Below are 5,538 nucleotides of genomic sequence, written 5' to 3'. Positions count from 1 at the left end.
CCATCTGGTAGCCCCAGTCGCCGAAATGGGCGTCGCCGATCGTTTCGTCGCCCCGGAAGCGGTGAATGCGCTTCAGCGACTCGCCGATGATGGACGAACGCAGGTGACCCACATGCATGGGCTTGGCCACGTTCGGGCCGCCATAGTCGATCAGGATGCGGCGCGGCGCGACGACACGCTCTGCGCCCAACCGGGGGTCGGCGGCGATCTCGCCTGCCCGGACCGAAAGGGCGGCGTCGGACAGGCGGAGGTTGATGAAGCCCGGCCCGGCGACCTCGATACCGGAGAACTCGGGCGCGCTTCCCAAGACGCCCGCCACCGCGGCGGCGATCTCTCGCGGGTTACGGCCGACGCGCTTGGCCGCCGCCAGGGCGCCGTTGCACTGGAAATCGGCGAGGTCGGGCCGGTCGGAGGGCGTGGCGCGGGCCAGTTCGACGGGCAGGTCAAGCGTCCCGAACGCCTCGGCGAGGCGTTGGTCAATCGCGCGGAGGAACCCGCTCATCTGGGGGTCCGGCCGCCCGTAGCTGCAGTCTGCGCCCCTGCGTCAAGCCGGAACCGCTTTCCCTGACGGTTGAAGTCGGCCATGGCCGGGGTCACGTCAAAGCCGACCAGAATCTCGAAGTTGGAGCCCGAGGTGGTGAGCGCGGCCCTGGGGATGACGATGCCATCAATCCGCTCTACCGCGTAGAGCCGGTCCTCTCCCGGCTGGAAGCGAACCGGCAAGTCGAAATAGGCCTTCTCGAGGACCGTCCGGTTGCGCTGGGTCACGGCGACCCAATAGCGGTAGGTCTTGGCGTCTCCCGTCGCCCGCGGACCCTTTCCGACGGCGAACAGCACGTCCATGGCCACGGTGATCGGCTCATTGTCCTTGTAGGCGCAGCCGGCTGAGATCTTCTGGATTTCACCCGACCAGACGACCTCGGCGGAGGCCTCGCGCCCGCCGGCGAACTCCACATAGCGGCCGGCGTCGTAGAGAACCTTCACGAAGGGACAAGGGCCAGCGTTGCGAAGCTGTGGCAGGGGCGCCTGGTTGTCCCCGAACTCGGCGTCGCGCTGGCGCTTGCGCGCCGCGTCGTCGGACTGTTGTTCGTCCGGGCTGCGACGGGACTGGGCCAGGGCGTCGGTCGCCGGGACGGCGAAGGCGCAGGCGAGGAGGAAGGCGGCGATCAGGGAGCTCTTGCGCATCGTGTCGTCCGGCAGGCGTCGCGCGGAAGGCGCGACGAGGCCCCCTGATACTGGCTAAAGATTACGGCTGCAACGCGGCCAGTCAGACCCTAGATAGGGGACATGACAGACGCCGCCGCCAAACCGCCCGTCCTGCGGGTCCGCCTTGCCGCCCCCAGGGGCTTTTGCGCCGGCGTCGATCGCGCCATCCAGGTGGTGGAGGCGACCCTCGAGCGCTTCGGCGCGCCCGTCTATGTACGCCACGAAATCGTCCACAACCGGCACGTGGTCTCGCGCCTCCGGGACCTCGGCGCGGTGTTCGTCGAAACCCTGGAGGAGTGCCCGGACGACCGGCCGGTGGTGTTCTCCGCACACGGCAGCCCGCGCTCGGTGACGGAGGGGGCCAGGGCGCGCGGCATGACCTATCTCGACGCCACCTGCCCGCTGGTCTCCAAGGTGCATGTGGAGGCCGCAAGGCACCACGCGGCGGGTCGCCAGGTTCTCCTGATCGGGCACGCAGGTCATCCGGAAGTCATCGGCACCATGGGACAGCTTCCCGACGGCGCCGTGGTTCTCATCGAGACGCTGGAGCAGGCGCAGAGCTTTGTCCCCGACGGATCCGGCGGCGTCGCCTATGTCACCCAGACCACGCTCTCGGTCGACGACACGGCGGAGATCGTCGAGGCCCTGAAGGCGCGGTTCCCGGACATGACCGCACCCCACAGGGACGACATCTGCTACGCCACCACCAACCGGCAGGAAGCGGTGAAGTCCATCGCCGGGGGCTGCGACGTCCTCCTGGTGATCGGTTCCGCCAACTCGTCCAACTCGGTGCGCCTCGTGGAGGTGGGGTTGAAGGCCGGAGCCCCAAAGGCCTTCCTCATCGACGACGCCGACGATCTGGATCTGGCCTGGCTGGAGGGCGCCGGGACCGTCGGCGTGACCGCAGGCGCCTCCGCTCCGGAAGACCTTGTCCAGGGTGTGATCGCCAAGCTCCGAAGCGCCTACGCCGTCACAGTCGAGGAGATCGGCGCGGCCCGCGAGACCGTCAGCTTCAAGCTTCCCCGCGCCCTCCTCGCCTGAGCCTGCCCGCCGGTGACCGGCGAAGGACCGCGGTGGCCGAGTGCGCCCCGTTGCCGACCCACGGCGACGCCGGTTTCCGGCGCCTCGACGAACTGGCTTGACCCGGCGCCGCGCCTCGCCCAATCCGGGCGCATGGCCGTCTACACCGACATCACCGACGAGGAGCTGGAGACCCTGCTCGCCGACTTCGACATCGGCGCGCCCCTGTCGCTGAAGGGCGTGGCGGAAGGCGTCGAGAACTCGAACTTCCTCCTGGAGACGGAGACCGGGCGGTTCATCCTGACCATCTACGAAAAGCGGGTGCGGGCAGATGACCTGCCCTACTTTCTTGACCTTCTGACCTGGCTGGCGGGGCGCGGATTCCCGGGCGCGGCCCCCGTCGCAGACCGTCAGGGGCGCACCCTGAAGGTCGTTCGGGGCAAGCCGGTGGCCATCGTCACCTTCCTGCCCGGGCTTTCGGTGCGCCGACCCAACGCCGCCCATTGCCGCGAAGCGGGTGCGGGGCTTGCCTGGCTTCACCTTGCAGCCGACGGCTTCGCCCTGACCCGCGAGAACACCCTGGGTCAGGCGGCCTGGCGGCCCCTCTTTGCGTCCTTGGAGGCGGCGGCCGAAGCCCTCAAGCCGGGCCTCGCCGCAACGATTCTCGCGGATCTCGACGCCCTTGGCACGGCATGGCCCTCCGGCCTGCCCGACGGCGTGATCCATGCGGACTTCTTCCCTGACAATGTCTTCTTCCGGGCCGAGGCCTTCGCCGGGGCCATCGACTTCTATTTCGCCTGCAACGACATGCTGGCCTACGACATCGCCATCGCCCTGAACGCCTGGTGCTTCGAGGCGGACGGAAGCTTCAACGTGACCAGCGCCCGGACCCTGGTCGCGGGTTACGAGTCCCGGAGGCCGCTGTCCCCGGCTGAGCGCGCCGCCCTGCCAATCCTGGCCCGAGGGGCGGCCATGCGGTTCTTCCTGACCCGGCTGGCGGACTGGGGGCCTGTTCCGGAAGGCGCGCTTGTCCGGCCGAAGTCGCCCCTGGAATACGAGCGCAAGCTTGCGGTCCACCGGGAATCCGCCGACCTCCTCCTCTTCGGCCCAGGCAAGTGACGCCGGACGTCGTGATCTACACAGACGGCGCCTGCTCGGGGAATCCAGGGCCCGGCGGCTGGGGCGCCGTCCTGCTCTGGGGCGACCACGAGCGGGAACTCTTTGGCGGCGATCCGGCGACCACCAACAACCGCATGGAGCTGATGGCCGCCATCCGCGCCCTGGAGGCCCTGAAGCGTCCCTGCCGGGTCGAGCTGCACACCGACAGCCAGTACCTGCGCACCGGCATTACGGAGTGGGTGCGCAACTGGAAGGCGCGGGGCTGGAAGACCGCCGACCGCAAGCCTGTGAAGAACGAGGACCTCTGGCGCCGTCTCGACGAAGCCCGGCAGAGACACGAGGTGCAGTGGCGCTGGGTGAAGGGCCACAACGGCCACGAGCTCAACGAACGCGCTGACGCCCTGGCCCGGAAGGGACTCGCCGAGGGGCCCCTTGATCCTTGACGCCGCCGAGGGCGTGTTTGATAGTTGTATTTGCAACTATATGAGGCGCGATCGTGGAAGCTGTCATCCGGACCCGGACCACGGACCCGCCCCACCTGGAGGTCCTTTATGAACTGGGCGCTGCCGAGCACGCCCTGAGAGCGGCTGTGGAGGCCCGGCTTCCGGCGCCCATGTCTTACACACACTTTGAAGTCTTGAGGGATTTTCTGCGTTTCGGCGATGGCGCCCCCCCGGCGGAGATCGCCTCACGCCTGAGGATGAGCCGGGGCGCGGTGACCCATTTGCTCCAGCGTATGGAGGCTCTGGGCTGGATTCGGCTGGCGGGTGACGACCGCGACGGACGGCGCAAGCAGGTCTTCCTCACCCCGGAAGGCGCCAGGATGGCCCGCGCGGCGGCGACGGCCCTGCGCCCCGGAGCCGATCGCCTCAAGACTGATTTGAATGACAACTATCTGAAGGAGGGCCTGGCCTTTCTCCAGGCTCTGCGCCGAAGCCTGGAGTCTCTCAACGCCGACGACGGACCTGGAGGATCGCGCCCCTGATCCCGGTGACCTCGACCTCGGCCTCGGCCGCCAGGGCGCCGCCGCCCTCCAGCTCCGCCGCCCACTCCTTGCCATCGAGAGCGATCCGGCCCTCCCCGTGATGGAAGGCGGCGACGCTCCTGGCCGACTGGCCGATCAGGCGGGAGGTGGTGTCATTGATGTCGCCCGGCGCGGCGGCGCCGCCCCTCGGGAAGAAGCGGCGTGCGCCGAAGGTGGTGACCAGCGTCAGGAGGGCGAACAGGACCGCCTGCCCCGTCCAGCCTGGATCGAGGACCAGGGCGACAAGAGCCACGGCCCCGGCAGAGGCCGCCGGCCACAGGAGCCAACCCGTTCCGGTGGCCGCCTCGACCGCGAGCAGGGCGACGGCCAGCCCCCCCCAGAACCAGAAAGGCTGGGCGGCCAGGAGTTCGGTCAGGGCCGCCATCTCAGCCTCCCTGGGCGCTGCTGCGGGCGCCGTTCAGGAGTTCGGAGACGCCGGCGATCGAGCCGATGATGGTGGACATCTCGGCCGGGACGATCACTGTCTTCTGCTGCGGGCTCTCCGCCAGCTTGGCGAAGGCATCCACATAGCGCTGGGCGATGAAGTAGTTGATCGCGTTGACATCGCCCTTGGCGATGGCCTCGGACACCATGCGGGTCGCCTCGGCCTCGGCCTCGGCGGAGCGCTCCCGGGCCTCGGCGTCGCGGAAGGCGGCCTCCCGGCGGCCCTCAGCCTCCAGGATGGCGGCCTGCTTGGCGCCCTCGGCCCGGGCGATGGCCGCCTGCTTCTCGCCATCGGCCTCGGTGATGACCGCGCGGCGTTCCCGCTCGGCCTTCATCTGCCGGGCCATGGCGTTGGAGATGTCCGGCGGCGGCAGGAGATCCTTGATCTCGATCCGCGCCACCTTGACGCCCCAGGGGCTGGTGGCCTCGTCGATCACCGCCAGCAGGCGGGAGTTGATGTGGTCGCGCTGGCTCAGCACCTCGTCCAGCTCCATGTTGCCCACCACGGTGCGCAGGTTGGTCATGGACAGCTGGGTGATGGCGAAATCGAGATTGGTCACACGGTAGGCGGCGGAGGCCGCATCCATCACCTGGATGAAGACGATGGCGTCCACCTGGACGGTGACGTTGTCCTTGGTGATCACCTCCTGGCGGGGCACGTCCAGGACCTGCTCCATCATGTTGATCCGCGCGCCGACCGTCTCGACGAAGGGGGTCAGGATGTT

Annotated in this window: 8 protein-coding genes; 4 read left to right on the top strand and 4 right to left on the bottom strand. The window is 68.9% G+C overall.

Annotated features, from left to right (window positions below):
* Both argS and INE98_RS13130 read right to left on the bottom strand, forming a co-directional pair.
* Positions 1 to 502, bottom strand: a 502-nt coding sequence (argS, locus tag INE98_RS13135; RefSeq protein WP_293539439.1) for an arginine--tRNA ligase, incomplete at its 3' end; no start/stop codon positions are given.
* On the bottom strand, positions 499 to 1,185 hold the full coding sequence (locus INE98_RS13130; RefSeq protein WP_293539437.1) for a Tat pathway signal sequence domain protein: 687 nt from the start codon (positions 1,183 to 1,185) through the stop codon (positions 499 to 501). The genes argS and INE98_RS13130, both read right to left, overlap by 4 nt.
* Positions 1,186 to 1,287: 102 nt before the next feature.
* On the opposite strand from INE98_RS13130, the gene ispH reads away from it, so the two are divergent.
* The 4 genes from ispH to INE98_RS13110 all read left to right on the top strand — a co-directional run bounded on the left by ispH (position 1,288) and on the right by INE98_RS13110 (position 4,330).
* On the top strand, positions 1,288 to 2,247 hold the full coding sequence (gene ispH / locus INE98_RS13125; RefSeq protein WP_293539435.1) for a 4-hydroxy-3-methylbut-2-enyl diphosphate reductase: 960 nt from the start codon (positions 1,288 to 1,290) through the stop codon (positions 2,245 to 2,247).
* Positions 2,248 to 2,379: 132 nt separating this feature from the next.
* Positions 2,380 to 3,345, top strand: coding sequence for a homoserine kinase (gene thrB / locus INE98_RS13120; protein ID WP_293539434.1), 966 nt, complete (start codon positions 2,380 to 2,382; stop codon positions 3,343 to 3,345).
* Positions 3,342 to 3,788, top strand: coding sequence for a ribonuclease HI (rnhA, locus tag INE98_RS13115; protein WP_293539432.1), 447 nt, complete (start codon positions 3,342 to 3,344; stop codon positions 3,786 to 3,788). Before thrB ends, rnhA begins: the two co-directional genes overlap by 4 nt.
* A 53-nt stretch (positions 3,789 to 3,841) precedes the next feature.
* A complete protein-coding gene (locus tag INE98_RS13110; protein ID WP_293515263.1) occupies positions 3,842 to 4,330 on the top strand; it encodes a MarR family transcriptional regulator in 489 nt (162 codons plus the stop codon).
* On the opposite strand, the gene INE98_RS13105 is transcribed toward INE98_RS13110, so the two are convergent.
* Positions 4,293 to 4,754 (bottom strand): NfeD family protein, encoded by a 462-nt coding sequence (locus INE98_RS13105; RefSeq protein WP_293515261.1) that lies wholly within the window; start codon positions 4,752 to 4,754, stop codon positions 4,293 to 4,295. The genes INE98_RS13110 and INE98_RS13105 overlap by 38 nt on opposite strands.
* Position 4,755: 1 nt before the next feature.
* The coding region (locus INE98_RS13100; RefSeq protein ID WP_293539430.1) for a stomatin-like protein at positions 4,756 to 5,538 on the bottom strand (783 nt) is incomplete at its 5' end.

The sequence above is a fragment of the Phenylobacterium sp. genome (assembly GCF_020253645.1).
Lineage (GTDB): Bacteria > Pseudomonadota > Alphaproteobacteria > Caulobacterales > Caulobacteraceae > Phenylobacterium.
The sequence above is the reverse complement of the archived record's forward strand: the minus strand, read 5'-3'. Positions and strand labels throughout refer to the sequence as shown.